The sequence below is a fragment of the Mycobacterium sp. TH-M15 genome (assembly GCF_057473705.1).
Genome location: NZ_JBYCLB010000217.1, coordinates 1 through 1,758 on the forward strand (window position 1 = coordinate 1; position 1,758 = coordinate 1,758).

At 71.4% G+C, this 1,758-nt stretch carries 2 protein-coding genes; both read right to left on the reverse strand.

What is annotated here, in order from left to right:
• On the reverse strand, positions 1-225 hold a 225-nt coding region (gene rpsJ, locus AC2VNT_RS05095; protein WP_486945817.1), incomplete at its 3' end, for a 30S ribosomal protein S10.
• A 570-nt stretch (positions 226-795) separates the two neighbouring features.
• Positions 796-1,758: AMP-binding protein (locus AC2VNT_RS05100; protein ID WP_486945818.1), on the reverse strand; the 963-nt coding region annotated here is incomplete at its 5' end.

The window sequence follows — 1,758 nt, forward strand, 5'->3', positions numbered from 1 at the left end:
GTCGATCAACCGCTTATGGGTGCGCATCTCGAAGTGCTCCCGCGAGTCCTTGTACTTGTGCGGGGACCGGATGACGCAATACACGTTCTTCTCGGTCGGCAGCGGCACCGGGCCGACCACGGACGCACCCGTGCGGGTGACCGTCTCGACGATCTTGCGCGCCGAGGCGTCGATGGCTTCATGGTCGTAGGCCTTGAGCCGGATGCGGATCTTCTGTCCCGCCACGCTTCTGCTACCTCGCTCCTAGTGGGCGCTCCGATATCGGAGAACCCGGTTTGCCCGCGCGGTGCCCTTCCGGAGTCCATCCGGACACCACGCCGAATCCTGCTGTCGCCGCTGTTTACCTGTCCTGGTTCACCGGCCCCCGCGGTCGGGTGTGTCGCCCGCACGCGGCCTCGTCCGCGCCGAAGATCTCGGCCCTGACGAGGATGGGACCGGACGCGCCCGGGTGGGCGCCGGTCGGATGCCCGGCCAGGTGCGATCCCCGGCGCAGGGCAACCTGACCAGTATGCCTCACGTCGGGTGAGCGGCCAAATTCGGCCGGCGACACGAACGGCGGGGCGACGGTGTCGGCACATCCGGCACGCGAGTGACCGGGACACACGGGCGGGACGGGGCGGCCGGCGGTCCCGCCGTGTCGGCGGTATCGCCGGCCGCGCGTCATAGGTGACCGCCGCTCCCAGCCGGCTTCCGGCCGCCCGAGCGGCGACCGAATGGATTGCATCCAGGGTCCGCGGTTCGGCCGGTGTCAATGCCGCGGCCGGCGTCGAGCAGCCGGTCCGGCGTCTTGCTTGCTCAACTCACCAGCGCCAGCGCGTGCGCGCGGCGCAGCTTGCCCGACGGCGTCTTGGGCACCATGCCCGGCGCGAGCACCACGACCCGGCGCGGGCGGACGCCGACCTCGCCGACCACCTCGTGGGCGATGTCGCGCCGGATCCGGCGCAGCTGGTCTTCGTCCTCCCAGTCGTTGGACTCGGCGACCACCGCGAAACTCTCCCGGCTGTGCCCGGCGTCCAGCCGCACCGCCACTGAGCAGCCGGCCCGCACCCCGCGCACCCGGCCGGCCGCTCGCTCGATGTCGGCCGGATACACGTTGCGACCACCCATGATGATGACGTCTTTGACCCGGCCGCAGACCACCACGTGACCCCGCTCGGTGAGGTAGCCCAGGTCGCCGGTGTCGTACCAGCCCTGCTCGTCCTGGGCCGGCGCGAACCCGGCCCGGGTCAGGTACCCGGATGTGACCGACTCGCCGCGGCCCTCGATGACACCCACCGCGCGAGCCGGCAGCAGCCCGCCGTCCTCGTCGACGATGCGGGTCTGCAGCCCGGCCAGCGGCGGTCCCAGTGTGGCCAGCCGCCGGGTGTGCCCGCTGCGGGCCGGCACCGCGAGGTGCAGACGGCTGAGCAGGTCAGCCTCCACCTCGTCGGTCTGCAGCCCACCGCCGCAGGCCGAAAACGACACCCCCACCGTCGTTTCGGCCATGCCGTAGGCGCCCAGGATCGCCCGCGAACTCAGCCCGAACGGCGCGCCCGCCGCGATCAACTCGTCGACATCGGCCGGCTCCACCTGTTCGGCGCCGGACAGCGCCCAGCGCAGCGACGACAGGTCGAACTCGCCGGGGTGCGCTTGCCGACGCAGCCGCTTGGCCAGCAGTGTGTAGGCGAAGTTCGGCGCCGCGGTCATGGTGCCCCGGTACTTGTCGATGAGCCTGGCCCACAACAGAATGTCGTGCAGGAAGTCCAGCGGGGTGACCTG